18 protein-coding genes are annotated in these 15,312 nt (G+C 67.5%); 10 read left to right on the top strand and 8 right to left on the bottom strand.

The features are described from left to right. The 6 genes from ABS73_RS01915 to ABS73_RS01890 form a co-directional block, all read left to right on the top strand. Positions 1-283, top strand: a 283-nt coding sequence (locus tag ABS73_RS01915) for an EF-Tu C-terminal domain-related protein (RefSeq protein WP_502686044.1), incomplete at its 5' end; no start/stop codon positions are given. A 78-nt stretch (positions 284-361) separates the two neighbouring features. Beyond that, positions 362-940 (top strand): hypothetical protein, encoded by a 579-nt coding sequence (locus ABS73_RS01910; RefSeq protein ID WP_277023292.1) that lies wholly within the window; start codon positions 362-364, stop codon positions 938-940. A gap of 125 nt (positions 941-1,065) precedes the next feature. Continuing rightward, positions 1,066-1,353 (top strand): ribbon-helix-helix domain-containing protein, encoded by a 288-nt coding sequence (locus ABS73_RS01905; RefSeq protein ID WP_277023290.1) that lies wholly within the window; start codon positions 1,066-1,068, stop codon positions 1,351-1,353. A 93-nt stretch (positions 1,354-1,446) separates the two neighbouring features. After that, positions 1,447-1,842 (top strand): VOC family protein, encoded by a 396-nt coding sequence (locus ABS73_RS01900; RefSeq protein ID WP_136857015.1) that lies wholly within the window; start codon positions 1,447-1,449, stop codon positions 1,840-1,842. Between the two features lie 55 nt (positions 1,843-1,897). After that, complete coding sequence (locus ABS73_RS01895; RefSeq protein ID WP_136857016.1) at positions 1,898-2,419, top strand: Twin-arginine translocation pathway signal; 522 nt, start codon at positions 1,898-1,900, stop codon at positions 2,417-2,419. A 12-nt stretch (positions 2,420-2,431) separates the two neighbouring features. Continuing rightward, positions 2,432-4,006 carry a GMC family oxidoreductase gene (locus ABS73_RS01890; protein ID WP_277023288.1) on the top strand — a complete coding sequence of 525 codons (1,575 nt, stop codon included), beginning with the start codon at positions 2,432-2,434 and terminating at the stop codon, positions 4,004-4,006. A 56-nt stretch (positions 4,007-4,062) separates the two neighbouring features. Here ABS73_RS01890 and ABS73_RS01885 read toward each other — a convergent pair whose 3' ends face one another. Continuing rightward, entirely contained in the window at positions 4,063-4,563 is a 501-nt protein-coding gene (locus ABS73_RS01885; RefSeq protein ID WP_277023287.1) for a DUF892 family protein, read from the bottom strand. Between the two features lie 147 nt (positions 4,564-4,710). Between ABS73_RS01885 and ABS73_RS01880 the strand changes: the two genes are divergently transcribed. Then, complete coding sequence (locus ABS73_RS01880; protein ID WP_277023286.1) at positions 4,711-6,561, top strand: ABC transporter ATP-binding protein; 1,851 nt, start codon at positions 4,711-4,713, stop codon at positions 6,559-6,561. A 54-nt stretch (positions 6,562-6,615) separates the two neighbouring features. On the opposite strand, the gene ABS73_RS01875 is transcribed toward ABS73_RS01880, so the two are convergent. The 6 genes from ABS73_RS01875 to ABS73_RS01850 all read right to left on the bottom strand — a co-directional run bounded on the left by ABS73_RS01875 (position 6,616) and on the right by ABS73_RS01850 (position 12,854). Further along, positions 6,616-8,706 (bottom strand): OmpA family protein, encoded by a 2,091-nt coding sequence (locus ABS73_RS01875; protein WP_277023284.1) that lies wholly within the window; start codon positions 8,704-8,706, stop codon positions 6,616-6,618. Positions 8,707-8,867: 161 nt separating this feature from the next. Beyond that, entirely contained in the window at positions 8,868-9,698 is an 831-nt protein-coding gene (locus ABS73_RS01870; RefSeq protein ID WP_136857021.1) for a ferredoxin--NADP reductase, read from the bottom strand. Between the two features lie 47 nt (positions 9,699-9,745). Next, positions 9,746-10,132: a DUF934 domain-containing protein gene (locus ABS73_RS01865; RefSeq protein ID WP_277023283.1), complete on the bottom strand. Its 387-nt coding sequence runs from the start codon at positions 10,130-10,132 to the stop codon at positions 9,746-9,748. Then, a complete protein-coding gene (locus ABS73_RS01860) occupies positions 10,129-10,860 on the bottom strand; it encodes a phosphoadenylyl-sulfate reductase (RefSeq protein WP_136857023.1) in 732 nt (243 codons plus the stop codon). Before ABS73_RS01860 ends, ABS73_RS01865 begins: the two co-directional genes overlap by 4 nt. After that, positions 10,853-12,511, bottom strand: coding sequence for a nitrite/sulfite reductase (locus tag ABS73_RS01855; RefSeq protein ID WP_277023281.1), 1,659 nt, complete (start codon positions 12,509-12,511; stop codon positions 10,853-10,855). The genes ABS73_RS01860 and ABS73_RS01855 overlap by 8 nt, the downstream gene beginning before the upstream one ends. After that, positions 12,504-12,854, bottom strand: coding sequence for a DUF2849 domain-containing protein (locus ABS73_RS01850; protein WP_136857025.1), 351 nt, complete (start codon positions 12,852-12,854; stop codon positions 12,504-12,506). The genes ABS73_RS01855 and ABS73_RS01850 overlap by 8 nt, the downstream gene beginning before the upstream one ends. Positions 12,855-12,951: 97 nt before the next feature. On the opposite strand from ABS73_RS01850, the gene ABS73_RS01845 reads away from it, so the two are divergent. Both ABS73_RS01845 and arsC read left to right on the top strand, forming a co-directional pair. Continuing rightward, positions 12,952-13,467, top strand: a complete 516-nt coding sequence (locus ABS73_RS01845; RefSeq protein WP_277023279.1) for an Lrp/AsnC family transcriptional regulator — start codon at positions 12,952-12,954, stop codon at positions 13,465-13,467. A gap of 1 nt (position 13,468) precedes the next feature. Then, complete coding sequence (gene arsC, locus ABS73_RS01840; protein WP_277023278.1) at positions 13,469-13,843, top strand: arsenate reductase (glutaredoxin); 375 nt, start codon at positions 13,469-13,471, stop codon at positions 13,841-13,843. Positions 13,844-13,967: 124 nt separating this feature from the next. On the opposite strand, the gene iscR is transcribed toward arsC, so the two are convergent. Continuing rightward, positions 13,968-14,426 (bottom strand): Fe-S cluster assembly transcriptional regulator IscR, encoded by a 459-nt coding sequence (iscR, locus tag ABS73_RS01835; RefSeq protein WP_136857027.1) that lies wholly within the window; start codon positions 14,424-14,426, stop codon positions 13,968-13,970. Between the two features lie 191 nt (positions 14,427-14,617). Between iscR and ABS73_RS01830 the strand changes: the two genes are divergently transcribed. Next, the gene (locus ABS73_RS01830; protein WP_136857028.1) at positions 14,618-15,280 is read left to right on the top strand and encodes an alpha/beta hydrolase; all 663 of its coding nucleotides are present in this window, start codon (positions 14,618-14,620) and stop codon (positions 15,278-15,280) included. The last annotated feature ends 32 nt before the right edge of the window (positions 15,281-15,312 follow it).

Below are 15,312 nucleotides of genomic sequence, written 5' to 3'. Positions count from 1 at the left end.
GCACACGACCTTCGAGGCCGAGGCCTATATCCTGACCAAGGAAGAGGGCGGCCGCCACACGCCGTTCTTCGCGAACTACCGCCCGCAGTTCTACTTCCGGACCACGGACGTGACCGGCACCGTCAAGCTGCCCGAGGGCACCGAGATGGTCATGCCCGGCGACAACCTGAAGTTCGAGGTCGAGCTGATCGCCCCGATCGCCATGGAAGAGAAGCTGCGCTTCGCCATCCGCGAAGGCGGCCGCACCGTCGGCGCAGGCGTCGTGTCCAAGATCCTGAAGTGATCTGACCCACAGACAGACGGAAAGGGCCGCCCCAAAGGGCGGCCCTTTTTGCATGGTCCCCCGGAAAGGTTCAGCGTCATGACCCGGATCTTGATTGCGTTGCAGGCCGTCGACCGCTGGCCACGATGGCTGCGGCTGCTTGCGTTCCTCTTGTTCCTTGTCCCTGTCTTTCCGGTTCTGGGTCGGATGGCGGGATGGGCCTCTCTGCCTTTGCCCGGTGAACGTGACCTGAAGGTGCTGCCGCAGATGGTCGGCGCTGCGGCCTATCTGATCGTCACGCTCCCGATCATCATGACAGATCTTGAACAACGGCGCTCGGTATCTGAGGCGGGACGCATCTTCTGGGGGTTTGCGCTGCCGGCCTTCCTGGTCTTCATAGCCTGGCAAGGCGCGACCGCGGGCTGGCTCTTTCTTGACGCTCTTGTCCGGGGCCGGTCGGTCGAGGTGACTTACGTCATCCGCGATGTGACGCCGGGAGGGAACGCGAAATGCCCCAATTCCGTCCGCTTCGTCGGTCTGCCGCCCATGTGGGACGGTCTATGCGACGTCAGCCCGGATGTCCTGCGCGCCCTTCGGCCCGGCATGGCCGTGGCGCTCACGGGCAGGGGCACCGGCGCTTGGCTTATTGCCGCAGGCCCGGATCTGACGCCCCCCTAGGGATGTCATGGCCTGCATCGACATGAGGGCCGGCCGTGCCCAACACCGCCTGCCCAAAAAGTCGCGTTGACCGCCGGCCATCGCGGCGCGACACTGGTCGGGACAGACCTTTCTGGATCAAGCTGATGTGCCAGATCTTTGCCGGGCAGCACCCGGACCGCTATGAGACCGTCACCCGCCGTCTGCGCCTCAACGGCCAGTCGACCTCGATCCGGCTGGAGCGGGCGTTCTGGCATATCCTGGACCGGATCGCCGCGCGCGAGGGGGTGAGCACCAACGCCTTCATCTCCAAGCTGCATGCCGAGGTGCTGGAACTGCACGGAGAGGCGCGCAATTTCACCTCGCTGTTGCGCTGCGCCTGCACGATCCACCTGGGTGACACCGACATCGTTCCGGCCATCGCGGCAGAATGATGCAAAAAACGCCCCTGTAGTATTCCATTACTACCCGACCGCTGCGCCCACGCCCTAGCCTGACAGGATGACGGCACGTGCAGGGAGGGCCAGATGGCCAAATACATCCACTCGATGATCCGCGTACTGAACGAGGCGGCGACGGTCGATTTCTATGACCGCTGCTTTGGGCTGAAGGTGGCCGAGCGGCTGGATTTCGAGAAATTCACGCTGATCTATCTGTCCAACGGCGAATCCGGCACCGAGCTGGAGCTGACGGTGAACAAGGACCGGACCGAGCCTTATGACCTGGGCGACGGCTATGGCCATGTCGCCTTTTCGGTCGACGATGTGGACGCGACCCATGCCCGGCTGGAGGAGATGGGCTTTGCCCCGCGCAAGCTGGTCGATTTCGCGCCCGGTGGCACGGTGATCGCGCGGTTCTTCTTCATCAAGGACCCCGACGGCTACGAGATCGAGGTGCTGCAGCGCGGCGGCCGATACCAATAGGCAGTTCGCGCCCTTGGGAGGGGGTGCGGCACCGACACAGAGGGAGGAGGAACCCATGTCTGAGGCAAGGACCAAGGGGCTGACGCGACGCGCGCTGTTGTCGCGTGCGGTGGCGGCGGGGGCGCTGGCGGTGACCGGGGTAGGCTTTGTCGCCGCCCCCGACGCGGCCTGGGCCGTCCAGGTGACGGCGATCAGCGAACATCAGATGGCGACGCTGCTGCAGATGGCGCGCGACATCTATCCGCATGACCGGATCGGCGACCGCTATTACGCCATCGCCGTCAAGGGCTATGACACCCCGGAAAGCGCGGCCATGGTCGCCGAGGGCATCGCCGCGCTGGACGCCGCCGCGCAGGCCGCGGGGCACGCCGATTACGTCTCGATGGGGTGGGAGGCCGACCGGGTCGCCATCCTGCGCGACATGCAGGACGGCGCGTTCTTCCAGACGGTGCGCGGGGGGCTGGTGACCGGGCTGTATAACCAGAAGGAGGTCTGGCCGATCTTTGGCTATGAGGGAGAGAGCTTTTCCCAGGGCGGCTATATCGACCGCGGCTTTGACGACATCGACTGGCTGTAAGGGGGGCGGATCATGGTAAATGCGGCGAAATTCGAACTGACCGACGACAGCGTGGTCGTCATCATCGGCACGGGCGCGGGCGGCGGCGTGCTGGCCAACGAACTGGCGCAGAAGGGCGTCAAGGTCGTGGCCCTTGAGGCGGGCGGGCGCTATCTGCCCGAGGATTACATCAACGACGAATGGGACAGCTTTGGCCAGCTGGCCTGGACCGACCCGCGCACGACCAGCGGCGACTGGCGCGTGGCCAAGGATTTCAGCGGCTTGCCCGCCTGGATCGTCAAGGCCGTGGGCGGCACCACGACCCATTGGGCGGGTGCGTCGATCCGGTTTCAGGACCATGAATGGAAGGCCCTGACCACCTATGGCGCGGTCGAGGGGGCGAAACTGCTGGACTGGCCCATCGACGCGGCCGAGATGGCGCCCTGGTACGATCTGGCCGAGGCCAAGCTGGGCGTCACCCTGACCGAGGGGCGCGAGGGCCTGCCGGGCAACAACAACTACAAGGTGTTCGAGGCCGGGGCCAAGGCGCTTGGCTATACCGAAGTGCATACCGGGCGCATGGCGATCAACAGCGCCGAATATGACGACCGCCCCGCCTGCCAGCAGACGGGGTTCTGTTTCCAGGGCTGCAAGTGGGGCGCGAAATGGTCGTCGGCCTATACCGACATCCCGCGCGGCGAGGCGACCGGCAACCTTGAGGTGCGCGACCACGCCCATGTCGCGCGCATCCTGCACAATGACGCGGGCCGGGTGACCGGGGTCGAGTATTTCGACCGCGACGGCAACCTGCAGTTCCAGGCGGCGCGCATCGTCGCCGTGGCGGGCAACAGTTTTGAGAGCCCGCGCCTGCTGTTGAACAGCGCCAGCGACATGTTCCCGGACGGGCTGGCCAACAGCAGCGGCCAGGTGGGGCGCAACTACATGCGGCACACGACCGGCTCGGTCTATGGCATCTTTGAGAAACCGGTGCGGATGTGGCGCGGCACCACCATGGCCGGCATCATGCAGGACGAGTCCCGTCACGATCCGGCCCGTGGCTTTGTCGGCGGCTATGAGCTGGAGACGCTGGCCCTGGGCCTGCCCTTCATGGCGGCCTTTCTGGACCCGGGCAGCTGGGGGCGCGAATTCACCAGCGCGCTGGACCAGTACGAATACATGGCCGGGATGTGGATCGTCGGAGAGGACATGCCGCAGGAGACGAACCGCGTCACCCTGTCGGACACGGTCGACCGCTTTGGGCTGCGGGTGGCCAATGTCAACTTCAGCGACCACCCAAACGACGTCGCCATGCGCAACCACGCCTATGAGCGGGGGCAGGCCATGTATCGGGCGATGGGGGCCACGCGGACGCTGCCGACGCCGCCCTATCCCTCGACGCACAACCTGGGCACCAACCGCATGTCGGAGCGCCCTGAAGATGGCGTGGTGAACAAGTGGGGCCAGACGCATGACATCCCGAATCTGTTCGTGTCGGATGGCAGCCAGTTCACCACCGGCGCGGCCGAGAACCCGACCCTGACCATCGTCGCGCTGGCGATCCGTCAGGCCGACCACATTGCCCGCGAGATGGCGTCGGGCACCTTGTGACAGCATGATGCCCGGCCCCCATCCGGGGTGCCGGGCATCATTCGGATCGGTCGGGATCAGCCCTGGGCTGCGGCCGCGTTCACGCCGCCTTCGGCGATGCGGGTCATGTGCTCGTCCCCGTCGCGGGTGCGCATCAGGCAGTCCTGCAGCACCGCGCCGTCGCCATCCAGCTCCAGCCGGTTGGCAAAGCTGCGCACGCAGCCATAGCCCGCGATCGCGTAATGCGTCAGGCGCTGATACTGGGTGATGATCGCCGCGTCGCGCACGTCGCCATTGCCGAAATCGGCCTCGATGGCGTGCTTGCGGGCCTCGGTCACCAGGCCCTCCATGCCCTTGCAATGCTCTCCGGTCGGGTCCTGGCCATGCTCGCTGCACAGGCTGGCGATGGCCTCCATGCCGCGCGCGATGCCCTCGTTCCCGGCGATCAGCGCCTCGGCCAGCTCACGCGAGCTGGCGGCGCGACCCATTTCGGTGACGACGGGCATGGACTGCTTGCAGGCCGAATACAGATCCTTCAGCTGGTCCAGATACAGATCCTTGAGGGTGTCGATGGTCATCGGATAGCCTTTCGTGCTGAACGTCACCCCCATAACGGCTCCGCCGCGCGCGCGTTCCGCCAGACCCACAAAGATCAACCCCCGGCTTGACTCCGCAGGCGGGGCGGGCCAGCACTGCGGCCCGATCCGCCAGCAAGGGGTGCCCGAATGTTCGCCTGGTTCGAACGCCGCATCGATCCCTATCCTGACCAGCCGCCCGGCATGCCGCCCCCCGGCCTGTGGCGCTTTGTGCTGCATTACAGCCGCGGCACCTTGCCCTGGCTGATCCTGCTGGCCGTCGGGTCGGGCCTGATCGCGGTGATCGAGGTGATGCTGTTCGGCTGGCTGGGCCAGCTGGTCGACCGCCTGTCGGAAACCCCCCGCGACCAGTTCTGGGACCTCTACGGGACCGGGATCGCCTGGATGGCGGTGGTGCTGCTGGTGGTGATGCCGGTGCTGAACATCGTGACATCGCTGGTCCTGCACCAGTCGCTGATGGGCAATTTCCCGCAGCGCATCCGCTGGCAGGCGCATCGCTGGCTGCTGCGCCAGTCGGTCGGCTATTTCCAGGACGAATTCGCGGGCCGCATCGCGCAGCGTCTGATGCAGACCGCCTTGGCCGTGCGCGAAGTGTCGATGAAGATCATGGATGTGGGCAGCTATGTGCTGATCTATTTCCTGGGCGCGCTGGTGCTGGCGGCCAGCCAGGACTGGCGGCTGGCGGTGCCGTTCGGCCTGTGGGCGGCGGCCTATGGGCTGCTGCTGTGGTATGTGGTGCCGCGCCTTGGCCGGGTGGCGCAGGAACAGGCCGATGCGCGCAGCGGCATGACCGGGCGCATCGTCGACAGCTATACCAACATCGCGACGGTCAAGCTGTTCTCTCATTCCGACCGAGAGGAGGCCTGGATGCGCGAGGGGATGGACCGCTTTCTGGGCACCGTCCATCGCCAGATGCGCCTGTCCAGCCTGCAGGACATCACGCTGAACCTGCTGAACGTCTGGCTGGTCGCGGCGGTGGCGGGCTTGGGCCTGTGGCTGTGGACCAGCGATCAGATCGCGGTGGGGGCTGTGGCCATCGCCGTGCCGCTGGCGCTGCGGCTGAACAACATGTCGCATTGGATCATGTGGGAATTCGCGGCCCTCTTCGAAAACATCGGCACGGTCCGCGACGGCATCACCAGCCTGTCCCTGCCGCGAGAGGTGCGCGATGCCCCTGGCGCGCCCGCCTTGCGGCCCGGCCCGGCCGAGGTGCGCTTCGATGGCGTCACCTTCCGCTATGGCGCGGTGGCCGGGGCGCAGCCGATGGCGGTGCTGGACGACCTGACGCTGCATCTGCGCGCGGGCGAACGGGTGGGGCTGGTCGGCCGGTCTGGGGCGGGCAAATCGACGCTGATCAACCTGATGTTGCGGTTCCACGACATCGACCGGGGCAGCATCACCATCGACGGCCAGAACATCGCCCATGTGACTCAGGACAGCCTGCGGGCGGCCATCGGCGTGGTCACGCAGGACAGCTCTCTGCTGCACCGCTCGGTGCGCGAGAACATCGCCTATGGCCGCCCTGACGCGACCGAGGCGCAGATCATGGACGCCCTGCGCATGGCCGAGGCGGACGGTTTCGTGCCGCTGCTGTCGGACAGTCACGGGCGTCGGGGTCTGGACGCGCATGTGGGCGAACGCGGCGTCAAGCTGTCGGGCGGCCAGCGCCAGCGCATCGCCATCGCCCGCGTCGCGCTCAAGGATGCGCCGATCCTGATCCTGGACGAGGCGACCAGCGCCTTGGACAGCGAGGTCGAGGCCGCGATCCAGTCCCGGCTGGAGCTGCTGATGCAGGGCAAGACGGTCATCGCCATCGCGCATCGCCTGTCGACCATCGCCGCGATGGACCGGCTGATCGTGATGGATCAGGGCCGCATCATCGAACAGGGCAGCCATGCCGAACTGCTGGCGCAGGACGGGCTTTATGCGCGGCTGTGGCACCGGCAGTCGGGCGGGTTCCTGGCCGCAGACGCAGACTAGCGCGCATGAAAAAGGCCCCGGCGCGATGCCGGGGCCTTTTCCGTGGGGCGGGCCTTACTGGGCCAGCAGGTCGGTGATGCGACGCACCGAGGCGCGACGGTTCTCGCGGATATCGCCTTCGGCGCGCACCCGCAGGAAGCGTTCGCCATAGCCTTGGGTGACCATGTTCTCCGGCGGGACGTCGAAATACTCCGCCAGCGCCAGCGCCACCGTCTCGGCCCGACGGTCCGACAGCGCCAGGTTGGCGGCATCCGATCCGACGGTGTCGGTGTGACCCTCGATCATGAAGATCTCGCGCGGGTTGGTCGCGATCGATTCCTGGATCACGCGGCCCAGGCTTTGCAGCTGCTGCGCCTGGTCGGGACGGATCGCCGCCGAGCCGGTGTCGAAGGTGATCGCGTCGATGTTCACCGGCGCCACCAGCGCCCGCACCTCGGGGATGTTGCGGATCTGGGACAGGGTAAAGCGGCGGTCGACATTGGCCTCGCGCTGCAGGGCCTCGCGCAGCTGGTCCTCGTTCAGGGGCGCGGTGCCGGTCTGGACGGAGGCCGGGCTGGGCAGCTGGCCGACATCGACCGGCTGCACGTCGGCGGTATCGTCGATCAGGCGCGTGGTGGTGCCGTCGGCGCTGACCAGCGTACGGCGCAGCACCTGCAGGTTCGCGTCGCGGATGGTCACCACGCGGCTGCCATCGGCGCGCGTCACGATGGTGCGCGACGAGCCGTCGTCAAAGTTCTCGGTCGTCACGGTCGAGCCGGGCTGACGCAGCAGGGCGACCTCGTCCTTGATCACCTCCTGGCTGCCATCGGCGCGGGTCACGACGATCCGGTCGGGCGCCGACAGGGCGACCTGGCGGTTGTTGTTCAGATAGGTGCCGACGGCGACCGCGCCCAGACCCAGCAGCAGGGCGTTGCGCAGGCGGTTGTCGTCATTGTCGTCGCTGGCCTGCTGCTGCTGACCAGTGGCGCCGGCCAGCGCGTCGCGCAGGCTGGTGGTGAAGTCCTCAGAGGAGGACCGCGCGTTCTCTTCGGTCACCTGCTGCTCGGTCGTCTCGCCCGAGCCGTCGGCTGCATCCAGGGCCGCTGCGGTCGAGGCTTCGGTCGTCTCGGCCGCCTCGCGCGAGGCTTCGGTCTCGGGGGTGTCCTCCTCGGCGGCGCGCTGGATCAGCTCGCCGTTCTGGCCGACGCGGTACATCTGCGCCTCGACCGGGGCCAGGCGCAGCTCGCCCGCTTCGTTGGTCTCGACGACGACACCGCCGGGGGTCATCGCGCGGCCACCATCGGCGCAGGGGAAGGCGCCGCCCGACAGGCAGGTCAGCGATTCCGCAGTCAGGCCGTTCGACACCTCGCCCGACAGAACGTTCGCCAGGCCAGGCAGGGCGCCCGCACGGTCGGTCTGAACGCTGCCGGTCGCCAGGCGCAGGCTGTCCTGTGCGGCTTCGGCTTCGGGCTGGGCCTCGGCGGTCTCGGCCTCGGGGGTCTCTTCGGTCTCACCCTCGGTCACGGCGCGCAGTGCCTCGGCCAGGCCGGTGGCGTCATCCTCGGTCGGGGCCTCGGCTGCGGGCTCCGCATCGGCGGCCGGGGCTTGGCGCTGCGGGTTGGCCAGCGGAGCTTGGCCGGAGGCGTCGGGCGCCTGCTCGGCCGAACGATCCTGCGGCTTGGGGGCCGGCGCCTGGTTGTCCTGTGCGCCCAAGGCCGGAGCCTCGGTCGCCGCCTCCGCCTCGGTCGGGGCTTCTGCCTCGGCGGCCGGTGCGGGCTCGGGTTCGGCTTCGGGCTCGGTCACGGGCTGCGGCTCGGGCTCGGGCTGCTGCTCGGGGACGGGTTCCGCCTGCGGCTCCTCAGCGGGTGCGTCGGCCTCTGCCTCGGGTGCGACGGCATCGCGGTTCAGGTCGGCACCGTCCTGCGGGCCGTCCTCTGTCTCAGCCGCCTCATCGGCGGCCTCGTCGTCCGAGGTCTCGGCGGGCGGCAGGATCTCACCATCTTCAGTGGCCTCGGCGGGCGCTTCGGCCTGGGCCAGGACCAGGTTCTGCACCGCGGGCGTGCCCGCGGCATGGGCGGGCAGGCGCGGCTGCGCCATCGCCAGGTGCGGCGCCATCAGCGACAGGCATGCCGCAAGGGCGGTCGAGTTGTGGATAATTCGGCGCATGGGATGCTCCTCCGGGAAAACCGAACGTCTATCATTGACGGTTTAACAGGCACTTGGCCGAAGGGTTCCCAAATTGTCCGTGACCGTCGCGTGATCGTGCGCGGCCATGACAAAGGCCGCGCCCGGACAGGCGCGGCCGATCGTGTCAGCGGGGGGCGAAATCAGACGCCTTCGCCCACGAACGCCTTTTCGACCACGAATTCGCGCGGCTCGGAATTGGCGCCCTCATGCAGGCCGAACCCTTCCAGCACGGCCTTGACGTCGACGTTGAAGGCCAAGCTGCCGCAGATCATCGCGCGATCCTCGGCCGGGTCGATGGGGGGCAGGCCCAGATCGGACAGCACCTTGCCCGAGGTCAGGTTGTCAGTGATGCGGCCCATGAAGGGCGAGGGCTCTCGCGTGGTGGTCGGATAGTATTTCAGCCGCTGTGCGAAGTCGTCGCCATAGATCTCGGTCAGCAGCGGGTCGTGGCGCAGGTTGTTCACCAGCTCGGCGCCATAGACCAGCTCCTCTCCGGTGCGGCAGGTGTGCATCATGATCACCTGCTCGAACCGCTCATAGGTTTCGGGGTCGCGCATCAGGCTGGCAAAGGGCGCGATGCCGGTGCCGGTGGCCAGGAACCACAGCCGCTTGCCCGGCAGCAGCGCGTCGAGGACCAGCGTGCCCACGGGTTTCGGGCGCAGGATGATCTGGTCGCCCGGCTTGATGTGCTGCAGCTTGGAGGTCAGCGGCCCGTCCGGCACGATGATGGAATAGAATTCCAACTCATCGTCCCAGTTGGGCGAGGCGATGGAATAGGCGCGCAGCAGCGGCTTGCCGTTGTCTCCGGGCAGGCCGATCATCACGAATTCGCCCGACCGAAAGCGCAGCGAGGCAGGCCGCGTCACCCGGAACGAGAACAAGCTGTCGGTCCATTTCGTGACGGAGGTCACGGTCTGGGCGTCGGGAACGGTAATCTTGGCGGCCTCGGTCACGGGCAGATCCAGCGTCATTGTTGCAATCCTTGTCATCTAGTCGATGGGGCGCGCGGGTGAAAGGGTCACCCGGCCAGCTGCGCCCGATGGTCCCAGGCCTTCCAGTCGGCGCGGGCCCGCCATTGATCCTCGGGCTGGCGGGCGGCGATGTCGGCGGCGACCTCGACCTCGTCAAAGCCCACGCGGCGCGCCATGGCGTATTGATCGGCGATCAGCCGACCCGTGGCGCGCAGGCGCCCGGTGTACCCCAGCTCGCGCAGGCGGCGGGCCAGGGTAAAGCCGCGCCCGTCGCTGAAGGACGGAAAGGCGATCCCGATCAGGGCCGCGTCCAGATGGTCGGCCAGGGTCGCGGGTGCGGTGTCGGGGGCCAGCACCACGGCGGGCTGGTCGGTCACCGGATGAAACCCGTCATCGCGGGCCAGGACGGGTTCGCTGTTCAACTGCTCGCTCATGCCGAGACCTTTCTGCGGACCATGCGTCCGCCGATGAAATGGATGCCGCATTCGGATTTCTCCTGTCCGCGCCAGCGGCCGGACCGGGGGTCTTCGCCCGGGGCCACGGGCGAGGTGCAGGGCGCGCAGCCGATCGAGGGATAGCCCTGCGCCACCAGCGGATGCCGGGGCAGGCGGTTCTCGACCATGTAATCCTGCACATCCTCGGGGCGCCAATGCGCCAGCGGGTTCACGCGCAGGCGGGTCGGGGGTTCGGGTTCGAAAAATTCCAGCGCGGCGCGCTGGCCGTTCTGGAACCGCTTGCGGCCCGTGATCCAGGCGTCATAGCCCGACAGCACCCGCTCCAGCGGCACCGTCTTGCGGAAATCGCAGCAGGCGTCGGGGTTCACCTTGTGCAGCGTGCCGTCCGGGTCATGGGCGGCGATCTCTGCGTCGCTGGCGGTGATGACCTGGACGTTGGTCAGGCCCAGTTTCGCGGAAACCTCCTGCTGATAGGCCAGCGTCTCGGCAAACAGCATCTGCGTGTCGATGAACAGCACCGGCAGGCCGGGGGCCACGCGGCTGACCATATGCAGCAGCACGACCGATTCCGCGCCAAAGGACGACACCAGCGCCACCTGCCCCAGATCGGGGTCGGTGACCGCGCGGCGCAGCACCTCGATGGCGGCATGGTGGCGATAGCGGTCGTTCAGCCGCCCCGCCCGCGTGTCCAGGTTGCCGTCAAGCATCGGCCTGCGCCGGATAGAGGGCGGCCTTGAACGGCGCCTGACCCAGACGGCGATAGGCGTCGATGAAGCGTTCGGACGGGTCCTGGCGGACCTCCAGATAAGCGCGCAGCAGGCGGTCGATGGCCGGGACCACCTGTTCCGCCGGGAAACCCGCGCCCGCGCGTTCGCCAATGGCCGGGATGTCATAGGCATCGCCGCCAAGCGTGATCTGATAGTTCTCGACCCCTGCACGGTCCAGCCCCAGAATGCCGATATGGCCCAAGTGGTGATGCCCGCAGGCGTTGATGCAGCCCGAGATGCGAATGTTCAGGTTGCCGATTTCCTCCTCCAGCCCAAGGGTGCGGAAATGGTCGGCGATCTCCTCGGCGATCGGGATCGACCGGGCGGTGGCCAGCGCGCAGTAATCCATGCCCGGGCAGGCGATGATGTCGCTGGTCAGCCCGGCATTGGCGGTGGCCAGACCGGCCTCGCGCAGCGCCGCATAGAGCGCGGGCAGGTCCGATTTGTGGACATGCGGCAGGGCCACGTTCTGGTCATGCATCACGCGCAGGTCGTTGTGACCATAGCGTTCGGCCAGATCGGCCAGCAGGCGCATCTGGGACGCCGAGGCGTCGCCCGGCGTCTGGCCCGGCGCCTTGAAGGTCACGGCAACGCTGGCATAACCGTCCACGCGGTGCTGATGCAGGTTCGTGTCCGTCCAGCTGCGGAAGGCGGGGTTCGCCTGACGCTCGGCCTCATAGCCGTCGATGGGAGCATTGCGGAAGGACGGCGCGCGGAAGCGGTCCTTGAACACCGCCAGCGCATCGCGGTCGGCGCCGTGGAAATCGCGGCGGCGGGCCAGGAACTCCTCTTCGATCTCGGCGCGCATGACGTCCAGGCCGCGCTCCAGCACGGTGATCTTGATGCGGGCCTTGTACTTGTTGTCGCGGCGGCCAGCCAGGTTGTAGGTCGCGATGATCGCCTCGACGTAAGGCAGCAGGTCCTCTTCGGGCAGGAAGTCGCGGACGACCTGACCCAGCAGGGGCGTGCGGCCCAGACCGCCGCCGATCCAGACCTCGAACCCGGTCTTGCCGTTCTGTTCGGTCAGACGCAGGCCGATGTCATGGGCGGCGATGACGGCGCGGTCCTTCTTGCCGCCGGAAATGGCGATCTTGAACTTGCGCGGCAGGAACTGGAATTCGGCGTGATCGGTGGACCAGCTGCGCAGCAGCTCCGCATAGGGGCGCGGATCGGCGGCCTCGTCGAACGCGGCGCCCGCGAAGGCGTCGGTGGTCACGTTGCGGATCGTGTTGCCGCTGGTCTGGATGGCATGCATGCCGACATCGGCCAGCGCGTCCAGCATGTCGGGGATGTCCACCAGCTTGGGCCAGTTGAACTGGATGTTCTGGCGGGTGGTCCAGTGGCCGTAGCCCTTATCCCATTTCTCGGCCAGCAGGGCCAGGGTGCGCATCTGGTCGGGGCTGATCGTGCCATAGGGAATGGCCACGCGCAGCATATAGGCATGCAGCTGAAGATAGACGCCGTTCATCAGGCGCAGCGGCTTGAACTCGTCCTCGGTCAGGCTGCCGTCCAGGCGGCGGGCGACCTGGGCGCGGAATTCGGCGGCGCGCTGGCGGACATAGTCGGTCTCGACGGGGCGGATATCAAACATGGGCGGATTCCGTTTTCTGGGCCTCGGCGGTACGCCGATCGGCCTGGATACCGTGGAAATAGTTGGACGGCCCGCGCTGGCGGAAAGCCTCGCGGAAATGCACCGGCTCGGGGCCGTCGGGGCCGCGTTTCGCCTCGACCAGATAGGGGCCGACGATGACGCCGGGCTGGCCGATGGCCTCCAGCAGGGCCAGTTCGGCGATGGCCTCGTCCTCAAACAGGGTGGCGCGGCGCGGGTCGGGGGTCCAGCCGCCGTCGCACATCCACAGATTGTGGCCTTCACGCAGATCGTTGCCGGTGATGACGCCGGGACGGTCGGCCGTCGGAGTGAAGGCTTTGCTCATGGTCGGACCCCTTGATTGCTGCCCTCTATATAGAATTTCGTTCTGGATTCTGCACAGTGGTCACGGCAAATAAGGACGATCGACCAAGGAGCGTGCCATGCCGGAACCGATTTCCCCCGATACGGGGCCAGGCCAAACGCCTGTCCGCCTGGACGAGGTGGACCGCAAGATCCTGTCCCTGCTGCAGCAGGATGCCAGCCTGTCGCTGGACCAGATCGCGGACCGGGTGGGGGCGTCCAAGACCCCGGTCTGGAACCGGATCCGCAAGCTGCGCGAGGCCGGAGTGATCCGCCGGCAGGTGGCGATTCTGGACCCCGAGGCGCTGGGGCTGGAGGCGTGCTTCTTTGTGCTGGTGCGCACCAGCGAGCATGACCGCGACTGGGCCGCCCGGTTCCTGCACGCCCTGCGCGAGCGGCCCGAGGTGGTCGAGGCGCATCGGCTGGCGGGCGATATCGACTATATCCTCAAGGTGCAGGTGAAGAACGCGCGGGCCTATGACCGGTTCTATCAGTCGCTGATCGGCGAGGTGAAGATCCACAATGTCACGGCCCTGCTGTCGATGGAGGAGATCAAGGCGACCAGTGCCCTGCCCATTCCGGGCGGGGATCGCTGAGATGGGCTGGGTGATCTGGCACAAGCCGACCTGTTCCACGTCCCGCTGGGTGCTGGCGGCGCTGCGCGAGGCGGGCACCCGGCCCGAGATCCGCGATTACATCGCCGCGCCGCCGTCGGAGGCGGAGCTGCGGGCGGTTCTGGCGCGGTTGGGGATGGGGGCGCGGGGGTTGCTGCGGCGCAAGGGGACGCCCTTTGCGGAACTGGGCCTGGGCGATCCGGGCCTGTCCGACGACGCGCTGATCGCGGCGATGGCCGCGCATCCGATCCTGATCGAGCGGCCGGTGGTCATGGCGCCGCAGGGCGCGGTGCTGTGCCGGCCCAAGGAGGCGGTCCTGGATCTGATCGCGCGCAACGGGGCGGGCGTTGCGCGGTGACCGGGGGACGGCCCGGCGGCTGATCGGGCCAGCGATTGCTGAGAAAAACCGCGCACCGGGCGGGCACGGGGCAGGCACAGCGCGTGCACAGGGCGTACACCGACAACGCACGCTGGGTTAAGGATCACTCGTCCACGACGTTGAGGATCTTGGGCAGGGCCGGGCAGGGCAGCAGCTGGTTTTTCGCCACATCGGCCAGGGTGTGGTTGTGCAGGAAGACGTAGACATGGGCCGACAGGCTTTCCCACAGGCGGTTCGACAGGGTCTGCGCCCGCGACCCCGAGATGCCGCCCGAGGCGCCCGCGCCGATATGCATGGCGCTGACCGTCTCGTCCACGGCCTCGAGGATCTCGGCCACGCGGATCGTCTCGGGGGTGCGGGCCAGGCGGTAGCCGCCCCCCGGTCCGCGTACCGAGGAGACCAGCCCCGCGCGGCGCAGGCGGACGAAGAGCTGCTCCAGATAGGGCAGCGAGATGTCCTGGCGTTTCGAGATCTCGGCCAGCGAGGTCAGATCGCCGCCCTTGGCGATGGCCAGGTCGGTCAGCGCGATGATCGCGTAGCGTCCCTTGGTGGACAGTTTCATGGCGCGTCTTCCCCCTGATGGTGCCGTCCGGGCGCGGCCCGCATTGACGCGCGCGGTGGTCGCGCGCTATGCCGGGCCTGCATGTTTCTTGTCAAACCCGCGCCGGCTGCCCAGATATACCGTCTAGAAGCCCTGTGCGCAGGCGTCAAGAAAGCCGACATGCCCCAGTGCAAGCCCCGTGAAGGACAACCATGCCCGAGCTGATTTTTCCCGGCCCCGAAGGCCGTCTTGAAGGCCGTTACCACCCTCAGCCCGGCAAGCCCGACGCCCCCATCGCCATCGTGCTGCATCCGCATCCGCAATATGGCGGGACGATGAACAACCGCGTCGTCTATAACCTGCATTACGCGTTCCACCGCATGGGGTTCACCGTCATGCGGTTCAATTTCCGCGGCGTGGGCCGGAGCCAGGGCGAATTCGACCAGGGGATCGGAGAGCTGTCAGACGCGGCATCCGCGCTGGACTATCTGCAGGCGATGAACCCCAACAGCAAGCATTGCTGGGTCGCGGGATTTTCCTTTGGCGCCTGGATCGGGATGCAGCTGCTGATGCGCCGCCCCGAGATCACCGGGTTCATCACCGTAGCGCCGCCCGCCAACATGTATGATTTCAGCTTTCTGGCGCCCTGCCCCAGTTCGGGGCTGATCGTGAACGGCACCGCCGACCGCGTGGCGCCGCCCAAGGACACCCACACCCTGGTCGCCAAGCTGCGCGAGCAGAAGGGCATCACCGTGACCCATGAGGAGATCGAGGGCGCGGATCATTTCTTCCGCGACGACGAGACCCACATGAAGCCGATGATCGACCTGGTGCAGGGCTATGTCCGAAAGCGCCTGACCGAGACGTCGCGCTGAGGCGGGGGCCGCCGGGGCGCTGCCCCGGACCC

Origin of the sequence: Paracoccus sp. SCN 68-21 (genome assembly GCF_001724535.1) — a bacterium.
Lineage (GTDB): Bacteria > Pseudomonadota > Alphaproteobacteria > Rhodobacterales > Rhodobacteraceae > Paracoccus > Paracoccus hibiscisoli.
Note: the sequence above shows the minus strand (reverse complement) of the source record. Positions and strands in the feature narration are given on the sequence as shown.